Here is a 23996-nt window from a genome sequence, read left to right as displayed (position 1 = left end):
CCCCCCGACCGCCACTTCTAACCTCAAAGAGCCACCGACCGCGTTGGCCGGGAACTCTGGAGAATACGACGATGGACAACACCCTGGTCTGGGCCGACATTCCGACACGGGATCTGGATCGCGCCATGGACTTTTACTCGGCCCTGCTCGATGTGCAGGTCACCCCCATCCAGGAAGAGACCATGCGCTTTGCCATGCTGCGCCACGACGGCAGCAACGCGGCGGCCTGTCTCGGCCCCATGGACAAATATCACCAGCCCGGCGGTGCCGGTCCCCTCATCTATCTCTCCCTCGGTGACAGGCTGCAGGAGGCGGAGCTGCTGGTCCCCCGGCTCGGCGGGCGGGTGCTGGAGCCTCTGCACAGCATCGGCAGCGGTCATGGCTCCCGGGTCATCATCGAAGATACCGAAGGCAACTGGCTGGCCCTCTATGCTCCGCCAGCCAGCTGACGTCCGGATATGCAGAAACAACAACGGCGACCTGATGGTCGCCGTTGTTGTTTAACTGCACTTGCCGGCCATTACGCCTCTGGATTGAGGCGGGTCGGGATGCCGGTACGCTGTTCCAGCACCTGCTTGACCACGTTGGAATCGCTGTCAGCGTGGGCGATGAAGCGGGTGGTAGCCGGGGTCATGGGCAGCGGCACGGAGGCGGTGGAGTTGAACTCTTCCTCGGTGCGCGACAGCGGCTCGTGCACTTCCATGTAGCGACCGCCATCCGGCTCGACCGTGGTCTTGACCGGCTGGTTGACGAACTGGACGCGGGTGCCGACCGGCACGTGATCGAACAGGTACTTGATATCGTCGGCGCGCAGGCGAACGCAGCCGCTGCTCACCCGCAAACCGATGCCGAAGGTGGCGTTGGTGCCGTGGATGGCGTACAGGTTGCCGATGTAGAGCGCGTGCAGGCCCATGGGGTTGTCCGGGCCGGCCGGCCAGACCGCGGGCAGGGTCTTGCCCTGGGCGGCGTAGCGGCGACGGATATTCTCGGTCGGGGTCCAAGTCGGGTTGGCACGCTTGCGCTCAACCTTGGTGATCCAGTTCTCCGGGGTGTTGACCCCGAGCTGGCCGATGCCGATGGGCAGCACATGCACCACGTTCTTGCCCTTCGGGTAGTAGTAGAGACGCATCTCCGCCACGTTGATGACGATCCCTTCGCGGGGAGCGTTGGGCAGGATCAGCTGATGGGGAATGATCAGCGTGCTGCCCGCCTTGGGCAGGTAGGGGTCGACGCCGGGGTTGGCTTCCATGATGTTGGTCAGACCCAGCTGGAAGTCGGAGGCGATCTGCTCCAGCGGACGGTTGTCTGCGGGCACCACGTATTCCTGGTTCTCACCGATCAGGCGGCTGTTGGCTGCAGGCAGCTGGTATTCAACGGCGGCGGCCTGCTGGCTGACCAGCGCCAGCGTACATAAAAGAGCCGAAGCGGCAATGCGAAGGGGATTCATAAAATTCCTGTATGGTTTCCTGTTCCTGTGGGCCTTTGCCCTGCTCATCATCGGTCTCTTGTGGGCCCGTCACCGGGGACCAACAACCGAGCGCGCATTCTTTCCCGAGCAGGGCAAAATTTCAACTTGGAGATGGTCTTTTTCGCCGAAAAGATCCATTTCACTGCCAACTCTGGGGCATCTTTCACCCCTTGCACTCTAGCAACCCCAGTCTGAGCGTAAAATGAACATGGCGCAGGCATGTCAAGGCCGTCCCAAATTGCATGACGAGGCGGTCACGAGTACAATCTCGCACCCCGTATATCCGGAGTATCGAGTCACCTCCTGCTCCGATGTACCCCCATCGGATGGCCGTGCGTCGAAGACGGTCGCGCCACCGATGAACCCACACGACGCCATCAGGTGGCGCCGTCCTGATTTGCAATCAGATAAAAGAGTCCAACATGTTCAGACCAGAATTGCTCTCCCCTGCCGGGACCCTCAAGAACATGCGCTACGCCTATGCCTATGGCGCAGACGCCGTCTATGCGGGCCAGCCGCGCTACAGCCTGCGGGTACGCAACAACGAATTCGATCACGAGAATCTGCAGCTCGGCATCAACGAGGCCCATGCCCTCGGCAAGCAGTTCTATGTGGTGGCCAACATCCAGCCCCACAACTCCAAGCTCAAGACCTTCATCCGCGACATGCGCCCCGTGGTGGATATGAAGCCGGATGCACTCATCATGTCAGACCCCGGCCTCATCATGATGATGCGCGAAGCCTTCCCCGACATGCCTATCCACCTCTCGGTGCAGGCCAACGCGGTCAACTGGGCCACGGTGAAGTTCTGGCATCAGATGGGCCTGACCCGTGCCATCCTCTCCCGCGAGCTGTCTCTCGACGAGATCGAGGAGATCCGCATGCAGGTGCCAGAGATGGAACTGGAAGTCTTCGTCCACGGGGCGCTGTGCATGGCCTACTCCGGCCGCTGCCTGCTCTCCGGCTACATCAACAAGCGTGACCCCAACCAGGGTACCTGCACCAACTCCTGCCGCTGGGAGTACAAGGTGCACGAGGGCAAGGAAGATGACGTGGGCCAGATCGTCCACCGCCAGGAGCCCATCGCCGTGCAAAAGGTGGATCCGACCCTGGGCGCAGGCAAGCCGACCGATGCCCTGGTGCTGCTGGAAGAGTCCAACCGCCCGGGCGAGTTCATGACCGCGTTTGAAGACGAGCACGGCACCTACATCATGAACTCCAAGGATCTGCGCGCCGTCGAGCACGTCGAGCGCCTGACCAAAATGGGCGTTCATTCCCTGAAAATCGAAGGCCGCACCAAGTCCTTCTACTATTGCGCCCGTACCGCCCAGGTCTATCGCAAGGCCATCGACGATGCGGTGGCTGGCCGTCCGTTCGATCCGACACTGATGGGCACCCTCGAGAACCTGGCCCACCGCGGCTACACCGAGGGCTTCCTGCGCCGTCACAACCACAGCGAATACCAGAACTACGACTACGGTTACTCCGTCTCCGACACCCAGCAGTTCGTCGGCGAGATCACCGGTCGAAACGGTGACATGGTCGAAGTCGAGGTGAAGAACAAGTTCCTGCTGGGCAACAGCCTGGAGCTGATGACCCCCCAGGGCAACCTCAGCTTCAACCTGGAGCAGATGCAGAACCGCAAGGGCGAGCTAATCGACACCGCACCGGGTAACGGCCACGTGGTCTACGTGCCGGTTCCCAAGGAGATCGACGTGAATTACGGCATCCTGCTGCGCAATCTCGGCGAGCGAGAGGATACCCGTCAACCTCACTCGGCGGCCTGAGATGGCACTGCTCATCACCGACAAGTGCATCAACTGTGACATGTGCGATCCGGAGTGTCCGAACCAGGCCATCACCCTGGGGAGCAAGATCTACGAGATAGACCCGGATCGCTGCACCGAATGCGTCGGCCACTATGAGAAGCCGACCTGCATCAGCGTCTGCCCCATCGATTGCATCATCTGGGATCCCGCCCATGTGGAGACCGAAGATCAGCTGATGGAGAAATTCGTGCGGATGCACAGGCAGTAACGCCTGCATCAGCGTCTGTGCCCCATGTGCGGCATCCTCCGGGATCCCGTCCATAGGGTGGAAACCGAAGATCAGTTGATGGAAAAGTTCGTGCGGAAGCACAGGCAGTAAGCCTGTATCAGCATCTGCGCCCTATGGACGGCATCCTCCGGGATCCCGTCCATAAGGTGGAAACCGAAGATCAGCTGATGGAGAAATTCGTGCGGATGCACATGCAGTAGCTGTAGCACCTGCATCAGCGTCTGCGCCCCATGGACGGCATCCTCCGGGATCCCGTCCATAGGGTGGAAACCGAAGATCAGTTGATGGAGAAATTCGTGCGGATGCACAGGCAGTCCGCGTCTGACACGCGCGGAGTGCATTATCCAAAAATAGAAAAAGCCGGGCATGCCCGGCTTTTTCTATTGCGCTGCCCTTCCCTCAGGGTTTGACCAGTTTTTGCAGCGCCTCGAGTTCGCGCTGGGCTTCCAGCAACTCGGCCTGGGACTCCTCCAGCTTGGACTGCTTCTTGGCAATCTTGTCCGGCTTGCCCGATACCCGTGCGCTCTGCAACTCGGCCAGCCGCTCTTCCACTTCTTCCCTCTGCTTGACCACCTTGCGTTGCTGCTCCTCAAGGAGCCCGGCATCGGTACAATGGGCCTCCAGATTGCGCAGTGCCCGCTCAAGGCCGGCGACCTGCTCCTGGTTGTTGTGCGCCCTGGCGAACGCAAGCTGATCCGTCACGGCCTGCTCTCTGGCCTTGCAGCCGATGTTTTCACTACCATAGGCTTGTCCGGCCAACAACAATAAGCCTATTCCGGCGCTCTTCCACATAACAACCTCTTTGTTCTGTCATACTGGATGGCCGTCCATGAGACCTGACTCCCTGTGTGAGGTCAAGACACACGGGGCCGGGCTACGACAGAGTGTGCTCTGCATCATGCCGGGCCGCTTTCGCCGAGGCTACAATGGCCCTTTCAATCAGGAGAGCCACATGACCCAACACATTCTCATCATTGCCAACGGCGCCCCCTATGGCAGCGAGTCCCTGTTCAATGCCCTGCGCCTCGGCATCGCCCTCAAAGAGGAGGGGAAGGTAGACCTCAACCTCTTCCTGATGTCGGATGCCGTCACTGCTGCTCTGGCCGGGCAGGCTCCGGCCGAGGGCTACAACCTGCGCCAGATGCTGGAGATACTGCTGGCTCAGGGCACCCGGATCCGGCTTTGCAAGAGTTGCACCGATGCGCGCGGCATCACCCCGCTACCCCTTGTCGAGGGCATAGAGATAAGCACCCTCCTCTTGCTGGCTCAATGGACTCTGGCCGCCGACAAGGTGCTGACCTTCTAGCCGTCAGGGCCCGACCCGGACCAGCGCAGTGCGCGAGGTCCGGGTACTCAGACCATAGAGCATCAGGATCACCAGGCAGAGCAGCGCCATCAGGGCATAAAGCCAGCTCCCGCCCCAGTGGGCCAGCACCCAGCCTCCCAGCAAGGCCCCCATGGCCACCCCGAGTCCGGAGATGGAGGCCGCCCCGAAATAGCTCCCCTTCAAATGACCAGGCGCCATCTGATCGATCAGCACATTGAGCAAGGGGAAGAGGATGCACTCCCCGACGCTCAGGAGGATCACCGCCACTATCCAGTGCCACCAGATGGCGGTATCCCCCAGCGCAAACTGCAACTGGGCGCCGAGAAAGAGCGCCACCCCGAGTTGCAGCTTGCGCCGCGTGGACCAGCGGGCAGTCAGGTGCAGCAGGGGGAACTGCAGCATCACTATGGTCAGCGCGTTGGTCGTCACCAGCCAGCCGATGAGCCGCTCCACCTCCGGCGTCCCCGCGCGGGTCAGATACTGGATGAGGGGCGACTCGAACTGTGCATAGACCAGCATCAGCAGCAGATTGGCCATGATCAGCAGCAGAAACCCCCTGTCCTGCCAGAGCACCCGCAGCACGGCGCGCATGCCGGGCCCGGCCGCCTGGCTGGTGTGGCAACCTGCCAGCCTGAACCCGATGACAAAGACGATGCCAAGCAGCAGATAGCTGGCACTGAGCAACAGGAAGGTCTCCTGACGCGCGCTCAGGCCATAGGTGACGCCGAGCAGAGGACCGATGGCCGCCCCTAGGTTGAGCAGGAAATAACGCAGGTGCAGCGCCAGCTCACGGGCTTTGGGCTCGGCCAGATTGTCGGCCATCAGTGCCTTGCCCGGTGAGTCGATGAGCCCGTAGGAGAGTCCGCTGCCGATCACTCCGAGTGCCAGCCAGCCCACCTGGTGGGAGAGGCCGAGCAGGGCCACGCTGGCGGCGGAAACCAGGCAGCCGAACAGCAGGATGTTGCGCCGCCCCCATTTGTCCGAGAGCCAGCCGCCATAGAAGCTGACGAGAGTGGAAAGCGCCGCCGTGGCCCCCAGGATCAGGCCTATCAGGGTCGCCGAAAGTCCGTAGTCACGGTAGAGCAGGATGGAGAGAAAGGGCCAGACCATGAAGAAGGTGGTACGCACCATGAAAGTGCCCAGGATGACGATCCAGACCAGGGAAGGAAACTGCCTGAGGTAGGCCCATGACATGCTGCAATTCCTTTTGCCAACGAAGCGGGGTCGTCCCTTATATCAAGGGGCGCCAAAAGGAACAAGGAGACAATCTGCGCCATGCCGGGCGACAGGCACAAAAAAGCCGACCCAAGGGTCGGCTCTTTCACATACGGCAGCCTTATTCGGCAGCTGGCTCTTCGACAGCAACGGCAGCAGGAGCAGCAGCCGCTTCTGTCGGTGCGTTCGCTTCCTTGATGGAGAGACGCACACGGCCCTGACGGTCCACTTCCAGTACCTTCACCTTCACCACGTCGCCGATTTTCAGGAAGTCTGCCACGTTCTGCACGCGGGCATCAGTGATCTGGGAGATGTGCACCAGACCGTCTTTACCCGGCAGGATGTTGACGAAGGCGCCGAAGTCAGCCAGGCGCACGACCTTGCCTTCGTAGATGCGGTTCACTTCGATCTCGGCGGTGATGGCCTCGATGCGGCGGATCGCTTCCATGGCGGCTTCGTTGGCCACGGCGGAGATGCGAACGGTACCGTCATCATCCAGCTCGATGTTGGTGCCGGTCTCTTCGGTCAGGGCACGGATCACGGAACCACCCTTGCCGATCACGTCCTTGATCTTCTCAGGATTGATCTTGATGGTGTGGATGCGCGGTGCGAAATCGGAGATCTGGGCACGGGGAGCCTGGATAGCTTCGTCCATCACCTTCAGGATGTGCAGACGAGCGCCACGAGCTTGCTTCAGCGCAATCTCCATGATCTCTTTGGTGATGCCTTCGATCTTGATGTCCATCTGCAGCGCGGTCACACCTTCGCTGGTACCGGCTACCTTGAAGTCCATGTCGCCCAGGTGATCTTCGTCACCCAGGATGTCGGACAGCACGACGAAACCTTCTTCTTCCTTCACCAGACCCATAGCGATACCGGCAACGGAGGCCTTGATCGGCACACCGGCATCCATCAGCGCCAGGGAGGAACCACAGACAGACGCCATGGAGGAGGAACCGTTGGATTCGGTGATTTCAGAGACTACGCGCACCACGTACGGGAACTCGGCGGCGCTCGGCATCACGGCAGCAACGCCGCGCTTGGCCAGACGACCGTGACCGATCTCACGACGCTTCGGGCTGCCCATCATGCCGGTCTCGCCGACGCAGTAGGGCGGGAAGTTGTAGTGCAGCATGAAGCGATCGGCGCGGTTGCCGGTCAGCTCGTCGATGTTCTGGGCGTCACGCTCGGTACCCAGAGTGGCCACCACGATGGCCTGGGTTTCACCACGGGTGAACAGGGCAGAACCGTGGGCACGGGGCAGGATGCCGGTACCGACGGAGAGGGCGCGGATCATTTCCGGATCGCGACCGTCGATACGCGGCTCACCACGTACGACGCGACCACGGACGATGCGGCTCTCCAGGCTGTGGAACTCTTCGCCGATCTTCTTGGCATCTTCTTCCACGCCGGATGCGATGACTTGCTCGACCACGCGGCCCTTGATGGCAGCGATGGTTTCGTAACGAACAGCCTTCTCGGTGATACGGTAGGCTTCACCCAGCTCAGCGGTGGCCAGTTCGGCAACTCTGGCTTTCAGCGCTTCGTTGACGGCAGGCGGGGTCCAGTCCCAGGGCTTGGTACCGACGTCGGCAGCGAATTCATTGATGGCGTTGATCACGGTCTGCATCTGCTCGTGACCGTAGACCACGGCGCCCAGCATCACCTCTTCGGAGAGGATGGCCGCTTCGGATTCCACCATCAGCACCGCATTGGCAGTACCGGCAACCACCAGATCCAGATCGCTCTGGGGCAGTTCGGTGGTGGTCGGGTTCAGCACGTACTGGCCGTTCATGTAACCCACGCGGGCTGCACCGATCGGGCCGCCGAACGGGATGCCGGAGATGGCCAGGGCCGCGGAGGCACCGATCATGGCAACGATGTCGGGAGAAACGGCCGGGTTCACGGACATGACGGTGGCAACCACCTGAACCTCATTGAGGAAGCCTTCCGGGAACAGCGGACGGATGGGACGGTCGATCAGACGGGAGATGAGGGTCTCACCCTCGCTCGGACGGCCTTCACGACGGAAGAAACCACCCGGGATACGACCAGCAGCATAGGTACGCTCCTGATAGTTGACGGTCAGCGGGAAGAAATCACGGCCGTGATCGGCCTCTTTCTTGCCAACGACGGTCACGAAGACACAGGTATCGTCCATGCTGACCATGACGGCCGCAGTGGCTTGACGGGCCATCACACCGGTTTCCAGTGTGACGGTGTGTTGACCGTACTGGAATGACTTTACAATAGGATTCACGTGAATTTCCTTTTAACAATTTGGCGCTTTAAATTCGCGTGCAAGTATACTTGATTCGCATCAAAAGGTAAGCGCGGACGTCAATTCTGTGAGGCAGGCAACGGCCTGCATCCTGTTTGAAACGGGCAATAAAAAAGGGGAACCTCGCGGTTCCCCTTTTTTGCGAAATCTGATGGTCGATTAACGACGCAGACCCAGCTTGGCGATCAGAGCAGCGTAACGCTGAACGTCTTTACGCTTCAGGTAGTCCAGCAGCTTACGACGCTGGGAAACCATGCGCAGCAGACCGCGACGACCGTGGTGATCCTTGGCGTGCTCCTTGAAGTGACCTTGCAGATGGTTGATCTGGGCAGTCAGCAGGGCAACTTGCACTTCGGGGGAACCGGTGTCGTTGGCGCCACGAGCGTTGTCGGCAACGATTTGAGCTTTGATCTCAGCATTTAGAGACATGGTATTACTCCAGTAGAGTGTTTAAAGGTTCACAGCCAATCTCTAATTCAGCCGTGAAATGAGGGCGGTATCATAATCGTCCCCGCCCCTTTTCGCAACGGGAAAGACGCGTGACAGACCGATACCGCCTGAGGATCACTCCTCGTCGTGGTAGCGAACAAGACGCTTGGGCGCCACGCGCCCCTCGTCATCGATCTCGCCAACTCCGATGAATTCGCGCTCCGGGCCAACCGTCATGCGGACCTGGCCGCTTTGGGGGCTACCTGCCACCTGCACGGCCTGACCCTGGTTCACATAGGCGGCCACGGCGACCAGCATGTTCACCTCGGGCAGAGAGGCCACGGCGGTGTCCATCGGCAGCAGCAGGGGATCCAACTGCTCCCGTGGCGGAATGCTTTCGGCCTTGGCCTGCTCGAAGATACACTCGAGCTGCTCCAGGGTCAGCATCCGCTCGTAGGGGTAGCTCGCCACCTGGGTGCGACGCAACTGGGTGACGTGAGCGCCACAGCCCAGCACTTCCCCCAGATCGTCCACCAAGGAGCGGATATAGGTACCCTTGCTGCAATGCACTTCCAGCTTCACCTCGTCCCCCTCGAAGCCGAGCAGCTTGAGTTCGAAGATGGTGATGGGACGGGCTTCCCGCTCGATCTCGATCCCTTCACGGGCATATTCGTAGAGCGGGCGGCCATTGTGCTTGAGGGCGGAGTACATGGACGGCACCTGCATGATGGGGCCGCGGAACTGGTCCAGCGCCTCGATCAGGGTACCCACGGCCACGTTCACCGGGCGGGTGGAGACCACCTCGCCGTCGGAGTCGCTGGTATTGGTGCGCTCGCCCAGCTTGGCGGTCACCTCATAGCGCTTGTCCGCTTCCAGCAGATACTGGGAGAACTTGGTGGCCTCCCCGAGGCAGATCGGCAACATGCCGGTGGCCAGGGGGTCCAGGGCGCCGGTATGGCCAGCCTTGGCGGCGTTGTAGATCCGCTTGACCTTCTGCAACACATCGTTGGAAGTCAGGCCGGTCGGTTTGTCCAGCAGCAGGATGCCGTGTACGTCACGGCCTTTGAAACGACGTCTACGAGACATCTCAGGCGTTATCCTCAGTCGTGTCATCCGGTGCGGATTGCTCTTCGTCACGACCGGCTTCAGTCATGCGACGCTTGTCTTCACGCACAGTGTTGGTCACCAGGTTGGAGAGGCGCATCCCCTCGACCAGGGTCTGGTCGTAGTAGAAACGCAGCTCGGGCACCACCCGCAGACGCATGGCGCTGCCCAGCAGGCTGCGGATGTAACCGGCAGCCTCGGTCAAGCCCTTGAGCCCTTCCTTGATGCGCTCGGCGTCATTCTCCAGTTGCAAGAAGGTGACATAAACCTTGGCATAGTTGAGGTCCTTGGAGACCTCCACGTCGGAGACGGTCACCATGCCGATGCGCGGGTCTTTCACCTCGCGCTGCAGGATCAGCGCGATTTCACGCTGGATCTGCTGCCCGACCCGACGGGTCCGGCTGAATTCTCTGGCCATATTCTATCCTGCGATAAAAGGGGGCCGCGGCCCCCTATTTTGTCTAACGCTCGGCTTACAGAGTCCGCTGGATTTCAACGGTCTCGTACACCTCGATCTGGTCGCCTTCACGCACGTCGTTGTAGTTCTTGACCGCGATACCACACTCGTAGCCGTTGCGAACTTCGTTGACGTCATCCTTGAAGCGGCGCAGGGATTCCAGCTCGCCTTCATAGATAACCACGTTGTCACGCAGAACGCGAATGCGGTTGGAACGCTTGACCACACCTTCGGTAACCATACAGCCGGCAACGGCGCCGAACTTCGGCGACTTGAAGACGCTACGCACTTCAGCCAGACCGATGATCTCCTGACGATACTCAGGAGCCAGCTTGCCGCTCATGGCCTGCTTCACTTCGTCGATCAGGTCATAGATGACGGAGTAGTAACGCAGATCCAGGCTCTCGGATTCGATGACCTTGCGCGCAGAAGCGTCGGCACGGACGTTGAAGCCCACCAGGATGGCGCTGGAAGCCGCGGCCAGGGTCGCGTCGGTTTCGGTGATGCCACCTACGCCGGAACCCACGATCTTCACCTTCACTTCGTCGGTGGAGAGTTTGACCAGCGCATCGCAGATCGCTTCCACAGAGCCTTGTACATCGGCCTTGATCACCACGTTCACTTCGGACACTTCGCCCTCGGTCATGTTGGCGAACATGTTTTCCAGCTTGGCCTTCTGCTGGCGAGCCAGCTTGACTTCGCGGAACTTGCCCTGACGGTAGAGCGCCACTTCACGGGCTTTCTTCTCGTCACGCACGACCGTGGCTTCGTCACCGGCAGAGGGAACGCCGGACAGACCCAGAATTTCCACTGGCAGAGAGGGACCTGCTTCCTTGATCTCACGACCCAGTTCGTCACGCATGGCGCGAACCCGGCCGTACTCAAGACCACACAGAACGATGTCGCCCTGACGCAGAGTACCTTCCTGTACCAGCACGGTGGCAACCGGACCACGACCTTTATCCAGGAAGGATTCGATCACGACGCCGTTGGCCATGCCGTCAACCACCGCTTTCAGCTCCAGGACTTCGGCCTGGATCAGGATGGCTTCCAGCAGGTCGTCGATGCCTTCGCCAGACTTGGCGGAGACGTGCACGAACTGGCAATCGCCACCCCAGTCTTCGGACATGACGTTGTAACGGGCCAGCTCGGTCTTGACGCGATCCGGATCCGCTTCAGGCTTGTCGATCTTGTTCACCGCAACAACCAGCGGCACACCGGCCGCCTTGGCGTGCTGGATGGCTTCGATGGTTTGCGGCATCACGCCGTCGTCAGCTGCAACAACCAGAACAACGATGTCGGTCGCCTTGGCACCACGAGCACGCATGGAGGTAAACGCCGCGTGACCCGGGGTATCCAGGAAGGTGATCATCCCGCTGTCGGTCTGGACGTGGTACGCACCGATGTGCTGGGTAATGCCACCGGCTTCGCCCGCGGCGACCTTGGCTTTACGGATATAGTCCAGCAGCGAGGTCTTGCCGTGGTCGACGTGACCCATGATGGTCACGACCGGCGCACGCGGCTTGGCTTCGGAGGTCTCGTCACGATCGCTAAGTACCGCCTCTTCCAGCTCGTTCTCACGGCGCAGCACTACCTTGTGACCCATCTCCTCGGCGACCAGCTGAGCGGTCTCCTGGTCGATCACCTGGTTGATGGTGGCCATGGCACCCATCTTCATCATCACCTTGATGACTTCAACGCCCTTGACGGCCATCTTGTTGGCGAGCTCCGCCACTGTGATGGTCTCGCCGATGACGACGTCACGGTTGACCACGGCAGCCGGCTTGTTGAAGCCGTGTTTCATGGCGTTCGGCATGGCCATCTTGCCACGCTTGCCTTTGCGGGCACGCGGATCGCGGGAGTTGCGGTCATTGCGGTCGTCTTCGCGACGGCCGACTTTCTTCGGCGCCTTGGCAGCGGCAGCCGTGCGACGGCTGGTCTCTTCCTTACGATCCAACTCATCTTCGGCCGCTTGCGCGTGCTTGTTGGTGGTCAGATGGTAATCGCTGCTCTCTTTGGCGCGAGCCGCTTCTTCTTCAGCCCAGCGGGCCGCATTCTGTTCCGCCATGATGCGAGCCTCTTCGGCTTTCTTCGCGGCGAGTTCTTCAGCTTTTTGCAAAGCTGTCTGTTCCTGTTGGCGCTTCAGTTCTTCTGCTTCGCGCTTGGCCATCTTTTCTGCCTCTTGCTGAGCTGTGCTACCGGCTGCTTTGGCGGGCTGTTGAGCCTGTCGAGCCTTCTGTTGTGCCTCGATCCGCGCCTTTTCCTCAGCTTCACGACGAGCCTGCTCAGCCTCACGGCGAGCCTTCTCTTCAGCGTCGAGGCGGGCCTTCTCTTCGGCCTCGCGACGAGCTTTTTCTTCTGCTTCCAAACGCGCTGTTTCCTCGGCTTCCGCCTGGCGCTGTTCATCTTCCAGCGCCGAGCGTCTTACATAGGTGCGAGACTTGCGCACTTCTACCTGCACTTCCTTGTTCTTGCCACCAGTCCCCTGAACACTCAGAGTGCTCTTGGTCTTGCGCTGCAAGGTCATGCGAGCAGGTGCGGTGACCTCGTCACCTCCATGCTGTTTCTTCAGATGTGCCAGCAGAGTCTGTTTCTCAGACTCGCTGACCATGTCGTCGGCCTTGCTCTTCACGATGCCGGCATCGACAAACTGCTGGAGAAGACGATCAACCGGCGTGTCGATGTCAGTGGCAAGTTGCTTAACTGATACTTCTGCCATTCATTTTCCTCCGTTTGACCTTATTCAGACTGCTCTTCTCCGAACCAACAGATATTGCGAGCAGCCATAATGAGCTCACCAGCCTTCTCGGCGGTCAACTCTTCGATGTCGGCAAGGTCATCGATACCTTGCTCTGCCAAATCTTCCAGGGTGCCGACACCGCGAGCGGCCAGGGCATAGGCCATTTCACGGCCGAGGCCGGAGAGATTGAGCAGTTCTTCGGAAGGCTCGACGCCTTCAAAGGATTCTTCTTTGGCCAGGGCCTTGGTTGTCAGGGCATCCTTGGCACGCTTGCGCAGCTCTTCGACCATGTCTTCATCCAGACCGTCGATGGCCAGCAGCTCGTTGACCGGGACGAAGGCGATCTCTTCCAGAGTGGAGAAGCCCTCTTCCATCAGCAGGCCGGCGAAATCGTCGTCGATATCGAGGGTGCTGGTGAACAGCGTCAGGATGCGGTCGTTCTCGGCCTGGTGCTTGGCACGCATGTCCTCGACGGTCATCACGTTCAGTTCCCAACCGGTCAGCTGGGAGGCCAGACGCACGTTCTGACCGTTGCGGCCGATGGCCTGGGCCAGGTTGGCGGCTTCCACGGCGATGTCCATGGTGTGGTTGTCTTCATCAACGATGATGGAAGCCACATCGGCTGGCGCCATGGCGTTGATCACGTATTGGGCCGGGTTGTCATCGTACAGCACGATGTCGGCACGCTCACCGCTCAGCTCGGCGGAGACGGCCTGAACGCGGGCACCACGCATGCCGATACAGGCACCGATCGGGTCGATACGACGATCGTTGGTCTTGACCGCGATCTTGGCGCGGGAACCCGGATCACGGGCGGCGCCCATGATTTCGATCATCTCTTCGCCGATTTCCGGCACTTCGATGCGGAACAGCTCTTTCAGGAAGTCCGGGCTGGAGCGGCTGACGAACAGCTGGGAACCACGGGCTTCCGGACGCACGGCGTAGAGCAGGCCACGGATACGGTCGCCGGGACGGAAGGTCTCACGGGGCAGCATGTCGTCACGGAAGATCACGGCTTCGGCATTGCTGCCCAGATCCAGGATCACGTTGTCGCGGTTGCTCTTCTTGACCACGCCGCTGATGATGGTGCCTTCCTTGTCCTTGAACTGGTCAACGACCTGGGAACGCTCAGCCTCGCGCACTTTCTGCACGATGACCTGCTTGGCGGTCTGGGTGGTGATACGGTCGAAGGTCACAGAGTCAATCTGGTCTTCAACATAGTCGCCGATCTGGATATCCGGCTGCTCGATCTGAGCGGCTTCGAGAGTGATTTCCCCGTACGGGTTCTCCATGGAAGCCTGATCGGCCACCACGACCCAACGGCGATAGGTGTCATAGTCACCGGTCTTGCGATCGATCTCGACACGCACTTCAATCTCGCCTTCGTATTTTTTCTTGGTCGCAGTCGCCAGCGCAGTCTCCAGAGCCTGGAAAATCTTCTCGCGGGGGACAGCCTTCTCGTTGGACACAGCGTCAACGACCAGCAAAATCTCTTTATTCATATCCGATAGCCTCGTTAACCAAAGTTCGGCACTATGTTCGCTTTTTGGATATTGGTGAAAGCCAACACCTCGTCCTTACCATCTACCGTCAGAGTGATCATGTCCCCCTGCACGGCTTTGATTACGCCTTTGAACTTGCGGCGGTTGTTTGTTGCCATCCGAAGCGTTACCGCCGCCTCCTGGCCAACGTATTTTTCGAACTGGGCGACCTTGAACAGTGGACGATCCAGACCCGGGGAAGACACCTCAAGGTAGTACTCCTCGGTGATGGGATCTTCGACATCCATGATGGCGCCGACCTGGCGGCTCACCTCGGCACAGTCTTCCACCGTCACGCCTTGCTCCGAGTCGATGAAAACGCGCAAGGTCGAGTGCTTACCCGCACGGATAAACTCGATACCCCACAGTTCAAAACCCAAGGCAACGACCGGAGCCTCGAGCAGATCGGTCAAACGTTGTTCCAACGTAGCCAAAGTCACCCTCCGAAAAACGAAAAAAGGGCATATAGCCCAGATAGAAATAGATTCAGAGTAAATTGCACATAACAAAAAGCCCCGATGTCAAATCGGGGCTTGGCGCTTTACCCTGATTGTCGCCTCGCAGCGACCGCCTTCCTGAGCGTAGGAAATGCGTGAAATTTGGTTGCGGGGGCCGGATTTGAACCGACGACCTTCGGGTTATGAGCCCGACGAGCTACCATGCTGCTCCACCCCGCGTCCGAAATCGTGCGAGATTATAGCCACTTCACTCTCGTGAGACAAGACTCAGCGGCTATAACATCCCGGTTACCCGGGTTCACTGCTTAATTGGTGCCGTGGGCGGGACTCGAACCCGCACACCCTAGAGCACTACCCCCTCAAGATAGCGTGTCTACCAATTCCACCACCACGGCAAAACTCTTATTCGGGAACGTCAGTATCTTTCTTCACTGGCGCTTTGCTCTGCTCAACTTGTTGAGTCTGTTGCAGATTTTCCCATTCACTACCCTGTTTGACCTTGTTGCTGGACATGGAACCCAGAACCAGACTAATCAAGAAAAACAGAGTAGCCAAAATCGCTGTTGTGCGGGTCAGGAAGCTGCCTGAACCACCGGAGCCGAATACAGTATTCGATGCCCCTGCGCCGAAGGAGGCGCCCATATCAGCCCCTTTACCTTGCTGAATCATCACCAGACCAATCAGAGCCAGCGATACCAGCAGATAAACGACCAAAAGAATCTCGTACATTTAACTTGCACCCTTTGCCGCTTCAACTATTCCTAAAAACGCATCGCCATCAAGACTTGCTCTGCCTATCAGACCGCCATCGATATCGGGCTGCGCAAACAAATCTTTTGCATTGGCCGGTGTCACGCTCCCACCATAGATGATTCTAACTTTCTCACCTATTACCGGAGTATCCTCCGCCAAGCGACCGCGAATAAAGGAATGAACCTCTTGTGCCTGCTCGGGTGTGGCGCATTTACCTGTACCTACAGCCCAGATTGGCTCGTAGGCGATGATAGCATTATCGAAAGCCATCGCGCCATTTTTCTCTATGACGATATCCAGTTCCTCGGCAATCACCTCAAAGGTTCGTCTTGCCTGCCTCGCCGCTCCTGACTCACCCAGACAAAGTATGGGTATCAGACCTGCTGCTCTGACTGCCGCAAACTTCTCTGCGACGATGAAACTGGTCTCACCAAAGAGACGCCTGCGCTCGGAATGGCCAACAAGTACATATCGGCAACCTGCCTCGACCAGCATCTCACACGAGATTTCACCCGTATAAGCGCCTTGTCTGTGCTGGCTCACGTTCTGAGCCCCCAGCTTCACTCTTCCATGCTCACCGAGCAGTTCGGCCGTGAAACCGAGATGCACATGGGATGGACACAAGACCACATCTACGTCTTCATCAATGCACTCTGTGCACTGACTCGTAAACTGCTCTAACTGCGACCTACTACCGTGTAACTTCCAGTTGGCTGCTACAAACGGCTTGCGATGTCCCATCGGCAACTCCCTTGCGAAAGCGGGGCTGATAATATCCAGAGGATGCTCAGCTGACAAGTGCTATTTTCAAATTTTCGAATCGCTTGAACAAGATACAACCAAGGCGACTAAAAAGCCGCCTTGGTTGTTCATTAAAACGCCGATTCGACCTGTTTGGCGATGCGCTCTGCCATATCGCGCACCTGCTGTTCGTGTTCACCTTCGACCATGACCCGGATCAGGGGCTCGGTGCCAGATTTGCGCAGCAGCACCCGGCCACGGCCGGCCAGTTCCTGCTCCACTGCCGCCACTTCCTGCTGAACGGCACCGGAGGTCAGCGGATCCTTGCCTTCGGCGAAGCGCACATTGACCAGCACTTGCGGGAACTTGCTCATGCCCGAACGCAATTTGGCCAGCGGCATCTCGGCACTGCGCATGGCCGTCAGCACCTGCAGGGCGGCGACGATACCATCCCCCGTGGTGGTCTGATCCAGGCAGATGATATGACCGGAGTTTTCGCCCCCGATGCGCCAGCCCTTCTCGTTCATCATCTCAAGCACGTAGCGGTCACCCACCTTGGCACGGGCAAAGGGGATGCCCAGGGTCTGAAGTGCAAGCTCCAGCCCCATGTTGGCCATCAGGGTGCCCACCACTCCGCCCTTGAGGCGGCCATGGCGCAGGGCATCCCGGGCGATGATGTAGAGGATCTCATCCCCGTCGATGATGTAACCAGTGCTGTCCACCATCACCAGACGGTCGCCGTCACCGTCGAAGGCGACGCCGAGATCTGCCTTGCATTCCTGGACCTTGGCGGCCAGCGCCTCCGGTGCGGTGGAACCGACGCCGTCATTGATGTTGAGCCCATCCGGGCTGCAGCCGATGGCGATGACTTCGGCACCCAGCTCGCGGAAGACGGAAGGGGCGATGTGGTAGGTGGCACCATGACCGCAATCCACCACCATTTTCAGCCCTTCCAGGCTCAGATTGGAGGGGAAGGTGCTCTTGCAGAATTCGATGTAGCGACCAGCCGCATCATCGATGCGCTGCGCCTTGCCAAGCTCCGCGGACTCCACGCACTTGAGTTCGTTGTCGAGCTCGGCTTCGATGGCCAGCTCGACATCATCGGGCAGCTTGGTGCCGTCGGCGGAGAAGAACTTGATGCCGTTGTCGTAATAGGGGTTGTGGGATGCACTGATGACGATGCCGGCTTCGGCACGGAAGGTGCGAGTCAGGTAGGCAACCGCCGGGGTGGGCATGGGTCCCATCAATATGGCTTTGAGACCGGCGGCGGAGAGCCCCGCCTCCAGTGCCGACTCCAGCATGTAACCGGAGATACGGGTATCCTTGCCGATCAGCACCTTCTTGGTCCCTTTCTTGGAGAGCACCTTGCCGGCGGCCCAGCCCAGTTTCATGACGAAATCCGGGGTGATCGGGTATTCACCCACTTTGCCGCGCACGCCGTCGGTGCCGAAGTACTTTCTGGTCATTGTCTGTTTCTCGTTTTTCTATTTGGATATGAAATCTTGTCCCGTCATGGTCATCCAGCCTGTACGCAAGACATCCATGGTGGCCCGCACGTCGTGCACCCGGATGATCCTGGCGCCATGTTGCAACCCGATCAGGGCACAGGCCAGACTACCAGCCAACCGCTCGGCTACCGGGCGGTCAAGCAGGTTGCCTATCATAGACTTTCGTGACATGCCCACCAAGAGCGGAAGTTGGTAATCGAGCAGTGACGCCTGCTGTGCCAGCAGCTGATAGTTGTGCGCCAGCGTCTTGCCAAAGCCATAGCCTGGATCCAGTACCAGATGCTCACGCGGGATACCGGCCCCCAGACAAGCGGCAATCCGCTCGTCAAAGAAGGCTCTCACCTCCCCCACCAGATCGTCATAGTGCGGCTCCACCTGCATGGTACGGGGCTGCCCCTGCATGTGCATGAGGCATACCGGTACGCCAGCCTCGGCCGCCGCGCCCAGCGCTCCCGGCTCTTGCAGGGCGCGGACATCGTTGATGAGGTGACCACCGGCAGCACAGCCCTCCCGCATGACAATCGCCTTGGAGGTATCGAGGGAGATCATCACATCCAGCTCGGCGACCATGCGCTCCACCACGGGGATGACCCTGTCCAGCTCCTCCTGCTCGCTCACGTCGGGGGCGCCCGGGCGGGTCGACTCGCCACCTATATCGATAAGGGTGGCCCCATCGGCCACCATGTCGCGGGCATGACTCAACGCCAGATCGATCTGCTTGAAGCGGCCACCATCTGAAAAGGAGTCCGGCGTCACATTGAGAATGCCCATGACATGGGGACGGTCGAGAGAAAGGGGACGTCCCTTGCTGATTAACTGCATTGCTTCAACTACCTCCAACAAGAGCGGCAAACTCTTCGTGCAAAGAAAAACCCCGGGCAAGCCCGGGGTTTGTATCATGGCAACTTATTTGGCCGGGACATCGTTCGCCTTGTCGATGTCACTCAGAGGTGCACTGCCCTCTTCAGCCGGCGCCGTGGCCTCCGGCCCGTTGTTCACGCTGGCACCACCTTGCGGGGTGTCACCGTGCTCATCATGCCAGTTGCTGGGAGCACGGACCTCGCGACGCGCCATCAGATCATCGATCTGCTTGGCATCGATGGTCTCGTACTTCATCAATGCATCTTTCATGGTGTGCAGCACATCCATGTTGTCCAGCAGGATCTGCTTGGCACGATCATAGTTGCGATCGATGACCTGCTTGACCTCTGCATCGATAATGCGGGCGGTATCGTCAGACATGTGCTTGGCCTTGGCCATGCTGCGGCCGAGGAAGACTTCACCATCCTCTTCTGCGTAGAGCATGGGGCCGAGACGCTCGGACATACCCCACTGAGTGACCATCTTGCGGGCGATGTCGGTCGCACGTTCGATGTCGTTGGATGCACCGGTCGATACCTTCTCGGCACCGTAGATCAACTCTTCCGCCAGACGACCGCCATACAGGCTGGAGATCATGGACTCAAGATGCTGCTTGGAGTGGCTCCAGCGGTCCTGCTCCGGCAGGTACATGGTCACACCCAGCGCACGGCCGCGCGGAATGATGGAGACCTTGTAGACAGGGTCATGATCCGGCACCACGCGACCAATGATGGCGTGACCCGCTTCGTGATAGGCCGTCATCTCCTTCTCGGACTCTTTCATCACCATGGAGCGACGTTCCGCCCCCATCATGATCTTGTCCTTCGCCTTTTCGAACTCCAGCATGGAGACCACTCGGCGGCTCTCGCGAGCAGAGAAGAGGGCAGCCTCGTTCACCAGGTTGGCCAGATCGGCACCGGAGAAACCAGGGGTACCACGGGCAATCAGCGCCGGATTGACATCATCCGCCAGCGGTACCTTGCGCATATGCACTTTCAAGATCTGCTCACGACCGCGAACATCCGGCAAGCCGACCACGACCTGACGGTCGAAACGACCCGGACGCAGCAGCGCAGGATCCAGTACGTCGGGACGGTTGGTGGCGGCGATGACGATGATGCCCTCATTGCCTTCAAAACCATCCATTTCAACCAACATCTGGTTCAGGGTCTGCTCACGTTCATCGTGACCACCTCCCAGACCGGCGCCACGCTGGCGACCGACCGCATCGATCTCATCGATGAAGATGATGCAGGGGGAGGATTTTTTGGCCTGTTCGAACATGTCACGCACCCGGGAGGCACCGACACCCACGAACATTTCCACGAAGTCCGAACCTGAAATGGTGAAGAACGGCACCTTGGCCTCGCCTGCAATGGCTTTGGCCAGCAGGGTCTTACCAGTACCGGGAGGACCTACCAACAGGACGCCGGTCGGGATCTTGCCACCCAGCTTCTGGAATTTGGTCGGGTCACGCAGATAGTCGACCAGCTCCTTGACCTCTTCCTTTGCCTCGTCACAACCGGCTACGTCGGCGAAGGTAGTCTTGATCTGATCTTCGCTCATCAGGCGAGCCTTGCTCTTGCCGAACGACATGGCACCCTTGCCGCCGCCGCCCTGCATCTGACGCATGAAGAAGACCCAGACACCGATCAGCAACAGCATCGGGAACCAGGAGATGAAGATGGACGTGATCAGAGATGGTTCTTCCGGCTTCTCACCCATCACCTTGACGTTATGGTTGAGCATGTCGTTGAGCAGTTGGGGATCCGGCGCAGGAATGATGGTGGTGAAACGTTCACCGGTGCGCTTGACGCCATTGATGACCTTGCCATCCATCCGCACTTCACGGATCTGCTCCTGGGTCACTTCTTTCACGAAGCTGGAATAGTCCAGCTGGCGACTGGTGGTATCGCTGGGGCTGAAGCTATTGAACACCGACATCAGCACGACGGCGATGACCAGCCACAGGATTAGGTTTTTCGCCATGTCACTCAAATCAATGACCTCGCAGACTGACAGTTAACGATGAGGGTTAGGGTACTACAGTTTAAAACCGGTAGCCACAATGTAGACTTCTCGTGAACGGGCACGGGACGAGTCTGGTTTTCGAATCTTGACGACAGAGAAAAGTCTACGTATTTCATTGAGATAGGCATCAAACCCTTCCCCCTGGAACACCTTGACTACAAAACTGCCATTACTGCTCAGGACCTGATTGCACATGTCCAGCGCCAGTTCCACCAGGTACATGGCACGGGCTTGATCCACCTGCTGGGTACCGCTCATGTTGGGCGCCATGTCGGACATGACGACATCCACCTTGTCGGGGCCGACTCGCTCCAGCAAGGCGCCGAGTACAGTTTCCTCCCGAAAGTCCCCTTGCAGGAAATCGACACCGGCAATGGAATCCATCGGCAAAATATCACACGCAATGACGCGCCCCTTGTCACCGACCTGGTCGATAGCAAATTGGGACCAGCCACCGGGAGCAGCCCCCAGGTCCACTACCGTCATCCCCGGCTTGAGCAGCCGGTCTTTGCCCTGGATCTCGTCGATCTTGAAAACGGCGCGAGAGCGCAGTCCCAACTTCTGGGCTTTCTTGACGTATTGGTCGTCGAAATGTTCTTTTAACCAGCGGGTTGAACTGGGGGAACGTTTTTTCTGGGTCATGATTGTCGACTTTAAAAAACCACAAGGGTTATTAGTATTAAGGGCTAAGTGGGGGTAGAATACGCCCCTTTCAACCCTGACTTATGAAGAAATTGCCATGATTCTCAACAATAAACAGAAACAGTACCTCAAGGGCCTGGCCCACAGTCTGAAGCCGGTCGTCCTGCTGGGACAACACGGTCTGACCGAAGGGGTGCTGGCCGAGATCGATCTGGCCCTGAACCACCACGAGCTGATCAAGGTTAAGGTTGCGTCTGAAGATCGTGAGATGAAACAGCTGGTGATGGATGCCATCGTTCGCGAGACCGGCGCCATCAAGGTACAGAGCATGGGCCATGTACTGACCATCTACCGTCAGGCCAAAGAGCCCAAGATCCAGTTGCCGCGCAAGTAACAGGAAAGAGCATTCGCTCTTTCCTTCATTTCCCTTCTTCCCAAGTCGCTTGCCAAAATAGTTGCCAGGCCCTTAACCTGCGATGAATAGCCGTGGACACCCACTATGGACAAGCATCAGCTCCTCACCGATGAAGAACTGGCCATGCTGCGGGACCTGGGAAACGATGAAGACATTGCCACCAGCCAATACCTGCGCGGCACCCTGCCCCTTCCTCTCCAAAGCCTGTTGCAGCGAGCCAAGCCTCTGACACTCGAAGCCCGCATCGCCGGCTACCAATTGCGTTTCCCGCTCCACTGCACCCAGGCAGAGGAGGGCCACGCCGAGCTGCGCATCGCCGCACCGACCATTACCGAGCTGGGTTCGCCCCATCTGCGCGCCTGGCGACTCGACGAAAAGGCCGTGCTCTGCACCGAAGACGCGGAGTACGAGGTATACAGCCTCTCCCTTGGCGGTCTCATCGTGGCCGGCTTACCGGACTCCTTTGCCAAGGGAGATCCACTTGGCGGATACCTTCGCATCGAGGATCTCCCTCCCTTGGCCATGACAGGCACCCTCGTCAGGCACGTGGATGCCAATCAACATCACCATGACTGGGCCGTCCAGTTCCGGCTGGGCAAGGAGGATCAGGAACAATTGCGGGACTGGCTCTTCCAGCGCCACCAGGACGCCTTCGTCCAGGCCTATCAGGGTGACTAAAGACAACAGGGGAGCCCGGCTCCCCTGTCTCTTTCCCCGACGTTCAATCAGAGATAGGCAACTTCCAGGATCTCGTACTCCACATCGCCACCCGGCGTCTTGACGATGGCAACGTCATCCACTTCCTTGCCGATCAGGGCACGGGCAATGGGGGAGTTCACAGAGATCATGTTCTGCTTGATGTCCGCCTCGTCGTCTCCCACGATGCGGTAGACCACTTCCTCTTCCGTTTCACTTTTGAGCAGGGTCACGGTTGCGCCGAAGATGACGCGGCCATTGTTGGCAATCTTGGTGACATCGATAATCTGGGCATTGGAGAGCTTGCCTTCGATTTCCTGAATGCGGCCTTCACAGAAACCCTGCTGCTCGCGGGCGGCATGGTATTCGGCATTTTCTTTCAGATCGCCATGTTCACGGGCATCAGCAATCGCTTCGATAATCTGGGGACGCAGCTCGGTCTTGAGATAATCGAGCTCTTGACGCAGCTTTTCAGCGCCGCGAACAGTCATCGGAGTATGATTCATAGTCGAAACCTGGGTTGCTTTATAAAGAGAAGCTGCGGCAATCAAAAGAGAGCCGCAGCTGTCGGTTCGGATGGGGCATCTTAATATGAAGCCGCCACAAAATCCATGTCAGCCCCTGCGAGCGGGATCCCGCTTTGGGCCAGCATTACTTGGATTCCGAGACGCCAAGCGGAGCCGACACCGTTGGTTTGCCCTGCATGATGGCGATCTCGACACGTCGGTTCATGCGCCGATTCTCCGGGCTGTTGTTGGGCACCAGCGGCTGGGAATCCGCCATCCCTTGCACCACCAGACGGTTGCCGTCAAAACCGGGCACCTTGATCATCTGGTGGGCAACCGCCACCGCCCGCTGGGATGAAAGCTCCCAGTTGGACTGGAACAACTCGTCCTCGGTGGCCACATTGTCGGTGTGGCCGGAGACGGTGATCTCCCCCGGCACATCCTTGAGCAGCGCAGCCACCTTGCGGATCACCGGCCAGAACTGGGGTTGCAGGAAGGCGGATCCCGCCGGGAACGCCGCTTTCTCACGAATGCGAATGATGATCTGCTGACCCAGCGCCTCTATCTCGATGGCCCCATCCTGGATCTGGGCCTGCATCTGCTCCGCCAGTGCCTTGGCCAGGGTGTTGGACTGTTCCTGCGCCTTCTGGGCCTCCTGGGCGGTATCGCCACCGCTCTGCTGGCCTTCGGTCTTGTCATGTCCACCCGCCTTGTCCGCATCCCCAGGCTGGAAATCCAGCTCGGTCTGGGTCATGTCGATGGTCT

The 23996-nt window shown here is 59.1% G+C and carries 25 protein-coding genes and 2 tRNA genes; 6 read left to right on the top strand and 21 right to left on the bottom strand.

The features are described from left to right. Window positions 1-71 precede the first annotated feature (71 nt). Complete coding sequence (locus AB5Y93_RS01320) at window positions 72-449, top strand: VOC family protein (protein WP_010673739.1); 378 nt, start codon at window positions 72-74, stop codon at window positions 447-449. A gap of 71 nt (window positions 450-520) precedes the next feature. Here the strand turns inward: AB5Y93_RS01320 and AB5Y93_RS01315 are convergent, their stop codons facing one another. Then, window positions 521-1447, bottom strand: a complete 927-nt coding sequence (locus AB5Y93_RS01315; RefSeq protein ID WP_041212511.1) for a L,D-transpeptidase family protein — start codon at window positions 1445-1447, stop codon at window positions 521-523. Between the two features lie 443 nt (window positions 1448-1890). On the opposite strand from AB5Y93_RS01315, the gene yegQ reads away from it, so the two are divergent. Both yegQ and AB5Y93_RS01305 read left to right on the top strand, forming a co-directional pair. Then, window positions 1891-3255 carry a tRNA 5-hydroxyuridine modification protein YegQ gene (gene yegQ / locus AB5Y93_RS01310; RefSeq protein WP_010675357.1) on the top strand — a complete coding sequence of 455 codons (1365 nt, stop codon included), beginning with the start codon at window positions 1891-1893 and terminating at the stop codon, window positions 3253-3255. Window position 3256: 1 nt separating this feature from the next. Then, window positions 3257-3505, top strand: coding sequence for a YfhL family 4Fe-4S dicluster ferredoxin (locus AB5Y93_RS01305; protein ID WP_010675358.1), 249 nt, complete (start codon window positions 3257-3259; stop codon window positions 3503-3505). A 71-nt stretch (window positions 3506-3576) separates the two neighbouring features. Here AB5Y93_RS01305 and AB5Y93_RS01300 read toward each other — a convergent pair whose 3' ends face one another. Together AB5Y93_RS01300 and AB5Y93_RS01295 are read right to left on the bottom strand one after the other, a co-directional pair. Beyond that, window positions 3577-3834, bottom strand: coding sequence for a hypothetical protein (locus tag AB5Y93_RS01300; protein ID WP_368228677.1), 258 nt, complete (start codon window positions 3832-3834; stop codon window positions 3577-3579). 91 nt (window positions 3835-3925) lie between these two features. Further along, complete coding sequence (locus tag AB5Y93_RS01295; RefSeq protein ID WP_319908788.1) at window positions 3926-4318, bottom strand: DUF1090 domain-containing protein; 393 nt, start codon at window positions 4316-4318, stop codon at window positions 3926-3928. Between the two features lie 160 nt (window positions 4319-4478). Between AB5Y93_RS01295 and AB5Y93_RS01290 the strand changes: the two genes are divergently transcribed. Further along, the gene (locus AB5Y93_RS01290) at window positions 4479-4832 is read left to right on the top strand and encodes a DsrE/DsrF/TusD sulfur relay family protein (RefSeq protein WP_368228676.1); all 354 of its coding nucleotides are present in this window, start codon (window positions 4479-4481) and stop codon (window positions 4830-4832) included. Between the two features lie 3 nt (window positions 4833-4835). Here AB5Y93_RS01290 and AB5Y93_RS01285 read toward each other — a convergent pair whose 3' ends face one another. The 16 genes from AB5Y93_RS01285 to rlmE form a co-directional block, all read right to left on the bottom strand. Then, window positions 4836-6047 carry an MFS transporter gene (locus AB5Y93_RS01285; RefSeq protein ID WP_069652097.1) on the bottom strand — a complete coding sequence of 404 codons (1212 nt, stop codon included), beginning with the start codon at window positions 6045-6047 and terminating at the stop codon, window positions 4836-4838. Window positions 6048-6189: 142 nt separating this feature from the next. Further along, window positions 6190-8328: a polyribonucleotide nucleotidyltransferase gene (gene pnp / locus AB5Y93_RS01280; RefSeq protein ID WP_368228675.1), complete on the bottom strand. Its 2139-nt coding sequence runs from the start codon at window positions 8326-8328 to the stop codon at window positions 6190-6192. 180 nt (window positions 8329-8508) lie between these two features. Beyond that, complete coding sequence (rpsO, locus tag AB5Y93_RS01275) at window positions 8509-8778, bottom strand: 30S ribosomal protein S15 (RefSeq protein WP_010675364.1); 270 nt, start codon at window positions 8776-8778, stop codon at window positions 8509-8511. 135 nt (window positions 8779-8913) lie between these two features. Next, the gene (gene truB / locus AB5Y93_RS01270) at window positions 8914-9864 is read right to left on the bottom strand and encodes a tRNA pseudouridine(55) synthase TruB (RefSeq protein WP_010675365.1); all 951 of its coding nucleotides are present in this window, start codon (window positions 9862-9864) and stop codon (window positions 8914-8916) included. A gap of 1 nt (window position 9865) precedes the next feature. Next, window positions 9866-10300 (bottom strand): 30S ribosome-binding factor RbfA, encoded by a 435-nt coding sequence (gene rbfA, locus AB5Y93_RS01265; protein ID WP_010675366.1) that lies wholly within the window; start codon window positions 10298-10300, stop codon window positions 9866-9868. A 55-nt stretch (window positions 10301-10355) separates the two neighbouring features. Next, complete coding sequence (infB, locus tag AB5Y93_RS01260; RefSeq protein ID WP_043153231.1) at window positions 10356-13058, bottom strand: translation initiation factor IF-2; 2703 nt, start codon at window positions 13056-13058, stop codon at window positions 10356-10358. 20 nt (window positions 13059-13078) lie between these two features. Beyond that, on the bottom strand, window positions 13079-14581 hold the full coding sequence (gene nusA, locus AB5Y93_RS01255; protein ID WP_039040286.1) for a transcription termination factor NusA: 1503 nt from the start codon (window positions 14579-14581) through the stop codon (window positions 13079-13081). 14 nt (window positions 14582-14595) lie between these two features. Next, the gene (gene rimP, locus AB5Y93_RS01250; RefSeq protein ID WP_010675370.1) at window positions 14596-15054 is read right to left on the bottom strand and encodes a ribosome maturation factor RimP; all 459 of its coding nucleotides are present in this window, start codon (window positions 15052-15054) and stop codon (window positions 14596-14598) included. Between the two features lie 166 nt (window positions 15055-15220). Then, window positions 15221-15297 (bottom strand) — tRNA-Met (locus AB5Y93_RS01245). A gap of 91 nt (window positions 15298-15388) precedes the next feature. Beyond that, window positions 15389-15473, bottom strand: a tRNA-Leu gene (locus AB5Y93_RS01240). A 7-nt stretch (window positions 15474-15480) separates the two neighbouring features. Beyond that, window positions 15481-15807 carry a preprotein translocase subunit SecG gene (secG, locus tag AB5Y93_RS01235; RefSeq protein WP_010633113.1) on the bottom strand — a complete coding sequence of 109 codons (327 nt, stop codon included), beginning with the start codon at window positions 15805-15807 and terminating at the stop codon, window positions 15481-15483. Next, the gene (gene tpiA, locus AB5Y93_RS01230; protein WP_368228674.1) at window positions 15808-16572 is read right to left on the bottom strand and encodes a triose-phosphate isomerase; all 765 of its coding nucleotides are present in this window, start codon (window positions 16570-16572) and stop codon (window positions 15808-15810) included. Between the two features lie 131 nt (window positions 16573-16703). Continuing rightward, on the bottom strand, window positions 16704-18038 hold the full coding sequence (gene glmM / locus AB5Y93_RS01225; RefSeq protein WP_069652095.1) for a phosphoglucosamine mutase: 1335 nt from the start codon (window positions 18036-18038) through the stop codon (window positions 16704-16706). Window positions 18039-18056: 18 nt separating this feature from the next. Then, on the bottom strand, window positions 18057-18902 hold the full coding sequence (gene folP, locus AB5Y93_RS01220; RefSeq protein WP_103244669.1) for a dihydropteroate synthase: 846 nt from the start codon (window positions 18900-18902) through the stop codon (window positions 18057-18059). 84 nt (window positions 18903-18986) lie between these two features. Further along, window positions 18987-20939: an ATP-dependent zinc metalloprotease FtsH gene (ftsH, locus tag AB5Y93_RS01215; RefSeq protein ID WP_010675374.1), complete on the bottom strand. Its 1953-nt coding sequence runs from the start codon at window positions 20937-20939 to the stop codon at window positions 18987-18989. A gap of 45 nt (window positions 20940-20984) precedes the next feature. After that, on the bottom strand, window positions 20985-21614 hold the full coding sequence (rlmE, locus tag AB5Y93_RS01210; protein ID WP_010675375.1) for a 23S rRNA (uridine(2552)-2'-O)-methyltransferase RlmE: 630 nt from the start codon (window positions 21612-21614) through the stop codon (window positions 20985-20987). Between the two features lie 97 nt (window positions 21615-21711). On the opposite strand from rlmE, the gene yhbY reads away from it, so the two are divergent. Together yhbY and AB5Y93_RS01200 are read left to right on the top strand one after the other, a co-directional pair. After that, window positions 21712-22008, top strand: coding sequence for a ribosome assembly RNA-binding protein YhbY (gene yhbY, locus AB5Y93_RS01205; protein ID WP_010675376.1), 297 nt, complete (start codon window positions 21712-21714; stop codon window positions 22006-22008). Window positions 22009-22113: 105 nt separating this feature from the next. Next, window positions 22114-22707, top strand: coding sequence for a PilZ domain-containing protein (locus tag AB5Y93_RS01200; protein ID WP_045525793.1), 594 nt, complete (start codon window positions 22114-22116; stop codon window positions 22705-22707). Window positions 22708-22754: 47 nt separating this feature from the next. On the opposite strand, the gene greA is transcribed toward AB5Y93_RS01200, so the two are convergent. Then, a complete protein-coding gene (gene greA / locus AB5Y93_RS01195; protein WP_010675378.1) occupies window positions 22755-23231 on the bottom strand; it encodes a transcription elongation factor GreA in 477 nt (158 codons plus the stop codon). A gap of 145 nt (window positions 23232-23376) precedes the next feature. Beyond that, window positions 23377-23996 (bottom strand): MotB family protein (locus AB5Y93_RS01190; protein WP_368228673.1); only part of this gene is annotated, 620 nt, incomplete at its 5' end.

Origin of the sequence: Aeromonas sp. R10-1, assembly GCF_040908465.1 — a bacterium.
Taxonomy (GTDB): Bacteria; Pseudomonadota; Gammaproteobacteria; order Enterobacterales; family Aeromonadaceae; genus Aeromonas; species Aeromonas caviae.
The sequence above is the reverse complement of the archived record's forward strand: the minus strand, read 5'-3'. Positions and strand labels throughout refer to the sequence as shown.

What these genes read in the sequence shown, in the direction of transcription:
- folP (WP_103244669.1), bottom strand. Translation starts at nt 18,902, where the DNA reads ATGCAGTTAATCAGCAAGGGACGTCCCCTTTCTCTCGACCGTCCCCAT.
- AB5Y93_RS01305 (WP_010675358.1), top strand. Translation starts at nt 3,257, where the DNA reads ATGGCACTGCTCATCACCGACAAGTGCATCAACTGTGACATGTGCGAT.
- greA (WP_010675378.1), bottom strand. Translation starts at nt 23,231, where the DNA reads ATGAATCATACTCCGATGACTGTTCGCGGCGCTGAAAAGCTGCGTCAA.
- AB5Y93_RS01290 (WP_368228676.1), top strand. Translation starts at nt 4,479, where the DNA reads ATGACCCAACACATTCTCATCATTGCCAACGGCGCCCCCTATGGCAGC.
- nusA (WP_039040286.1), bottom strand. Translation starts at nt 14,581, where the DNA reads ATGAATAAAGAGATTTTGCTGGTCGTTGACGCTGTGTCCAACGAGAAG.
- tpiA (WP_368228674.1), bottom strand. Translation starts at nt 16,572, where the DNA reads ATGGGACATCGCAAGCCGTTTGTAGCAGCCAACTGGAAGTTACACGGT.
- glmM (WP_069652095.1), bottom strand. Translation starts at nt 18,038, where the DNA reads ATGACCAGAAAGTACTTCGGCACCGACGGCGTGCGCGGCAAAGTGGGT.
- rbfA (WP_010675366.1), bottom strand. Translation starts at nt 10,300, where the DNA reads ATGGCCAGAGAATTCAGCCGGACCCGTCGGGTCGGGCAGCAGATCCAG.
- yhbY (WP_010675376.1), top strand. Translation starts at nt 21,712, where the DNA reads ATGATTCTCAACAATAAACAGAAACAGTACCTCAAGGGCCTGGCCCAC.
- infB (WP_043153231.1), bottom strand. Translation starts at nt 13,058, where the DNA reads ATGGCAGAAGTATCAGTTAAGCAACTTGCCACTGACATCGACACGCCG.
- AB5Y93_RS01315 (WP_041212511.1), bottom strand. Translation starts at nt 1,447, where the DNA reads ATGAATCCCCTTCGCATTGCCGCTTCGGCTCTTTTATGTACGCTGGCG.
- truB (WP_010675365.1), bottom strand. Translation starts at nt 9,864, where the DNA reads ATGTCTCGTAGACGTCGTTTCAAAGGCCGTGACGTACACGGCATCCTG.
- AB5Y93_RS01285 (WP_069652097.1), bottom strand. Translation starts at nt 6,047, where the DNA reads ATGTCATGGGCCTACCTCAGGCAGTTTCCTTCCCTGGTCTGGATCGTC.
- rpsO (WP_010675364.1), bottom strand. Translation starts at nt 8,778, where the DNA reads ATGTCTCTAAATGCTGAGATCAAAGCTCAAATCGTTGCCGACAACGCT.
- rlmE (WP_010675375.1), bottom strand. Translation starts at nt 21,614, where the DNA reads ATGACCCAGAAAAAACGTTCCCCCAGTTCAACCCGCTGGTTAAAAGAA.
- yegQ (WP_010675357.1), top strand. Translation starts at nt 1,891, where the DNA reads ATGTTCAGACCAGAATTGCTCTCCCCTGCCGGGACCCTCAAGAACATG.
- AB5Y93_RS01295 (WP_319908788.1), bottom strand. Translation starts at nt 4,318, where the DNA reads ATGTGGAAGAGCGCCGGAATAGGCTTATTGTTGTTGGCCGGACAAGCC.
- AB5Y93_RS01320 (WP_010673739.1), top strand. Translation starts at nt 72, where the DNA reads ATGGACAACACCCTGGTCTGGGCCGACATTCCGACACGGGATCTGGAT.
- secG (WP_010633113.1), bottom strand. Translation starts at nt 15,807, where the DNA reads ATGTACGAGATTCTTTTGGTCGTTTATCTGCTGGTATCGCTGGCTCTG.
- AB5Y93_RS01200 (WP_045525793.1), top strand. Translation starts at nt 22,114, where the DNA reads ATGGACAAGCATCAGCTCCTCACCGATGAAGAACTGGCCATGCTGCGG.